This is a genomic window from Okeania sp. SIO2F5 (assembly GCF_010692685.1).
Taxonomy (GTDB): Bacteria; Cyanobacteriota; Cyanobacteriia; order Cyanobacteriales; family Microcoleaceae; genus Okeania; species Okeania hirsuta.
Genome location: NZ_JAAHGU010000302.1, coordinates 1 through 1,580, shown reverse-complemented (window position 1 = coordinate 1,580; position 1,580 = coordinate 1). Strand labels below are relative to the sequence as shown.

General features: G+C 36.8%; 3 pseudogenes. All 3 read right to left on the bottom strand.

Annotation, left to right across the window (positions count from 1 at the left end):
• Positions 1-634, bottom strand: a pseudogene (locus F6K27_RS33140) (hypothetical protein); the annotation flags it as partial.
• A gap of 8 nt (positions 635-642) precedes the next feature.
• Positions 643-1,263: pseudogene (locus F6K27_RS33135) on the bottom strand (ATP-binding protein); the annotation flags it as partial.
• A 53-nt stretch (positions 1,264-1,316) separates the two neighbouring features.
• Positions 1,317-1,580: pseudogene (locus F6K27_RS33130) on the bottom strand (hypothetical protein); the annotation flags it as partial.

Here is a 1,580-nt window from a genome sequence, read left to right as displayed (position 1 = left end):
ACTGCTCCATGGCCTCTGGAGTCAGCCAAAAAGTGAGACTCCCTCGCTGCTTTAAGGAGGCATCATACTCAGACCAGTTTTTGAGTCGATACAAGGACTTGGAGTTGGATTTAGACTTACTCTTACTCATATCTGCTGAGTGTAGTTTCGTGTACCATCTTGACTTCTTTATTTTTACCCTAAACATCATCTTTTGTGCAACAAAGCCATCATAACTAGATGAAGCAATTACCTGACCATCAGGAGTCAAACTAACACTGGTTACACTATCACTAGAACCTTTTAAAAAAGTTTTCAATAACTCACCATTTATACTCCAGAGTTTAACTGTATTATCATAACTTGCCGTAGCGATCGCCTGATCATCTGAGCTAAAACTTACTCCCAACACCCAATTATCGTGAGCAGGAATAGTTTTTAGCAGCTCACCATCTTGAGTCCATAGTTTTACTATACCATGATCACTGGCAGAAGCAAGCATTTTGCCATCGGGGCTGAAACTAACACTATTGACCCATTTTTTATGACCAACTAAAGTTTTAAGTAATTTGCCTTTGCGGTTCCACAACTTGACTGTTTTATCTTTATTACCAGAAGCAATAATTTGATTGTTCAGACTAAAACTGACACTCATTACACTATCAGTTCAATGTTAGCTCGTCCGAGTAATTCTTGATTGATTGATTCTAGAATGGTGCTGGTTCGTGGTTCTAGATATTGTCTTAATTGAGAACGTAGTTTGGGATAATCTTTAATTTTAGCAGTAATTTTGGCAATACCAACAGATACTTCTGCCTCTGCTGAAAGTTGGATCGGGGTTTGTAATACTTCTGATATTTCCGTAAATAGTTTTTGGAAGTAGCCTGGTTTTAGTTTGATGTTGGCTTGCTCTATATTTTCACTGACTTGACGAGTGATCGCCAGTAAAATATCACTAATATCTACATCCCCCATATCTAAGTCTTCAGAGGATTCAAAGTAAACAATATGATATCCTTGTCTTTCTAGTTTATCTTTCAGTCTAAATAGTTCAGTGGACTTGCCACAACCGATGTGCCCTGTAAATAGTTGACAAGTTGGCTGATTTCCAGATAGTAGTGTTATTGTTCTTTCTAATTCTTGAATAATGTCACTACCTCTAAACACTCGCAAAATCTATGTAATATTTTCATCTTCAGGATGTCCTACTATGAGGGTCTTGGTAGGGTTACAGGACTTGTAAAATTTAATTAAGTCAAGAGTTTCTAACACAGTTTTTCTCATAACAAAAAAAAGGCGACATTATAGAACCCTGATGGTATCTTTTTTTTCAATAATCAGGCGATCGCCAATCTCTTAAGCAGCAGTCTCACAAAACAAAGATTGACCTTGGCTGTGGCATTTTCTAAGGTTCTTTTCCTGCGGAATGCTGCGCAAACAAAATTTTTGGCCAAGCTTTTGCATCTTTCCATCCATAAGATTTCATAAGTTTTTACTATTCCTATTCTGGGTAATTTGATATAGTTTCCTTGCAGAATTTTAATAGTTCCATCTAAATAGAAACTGTCTTTTTTACCCTTTTTCTTAAACTTCGGAAATCC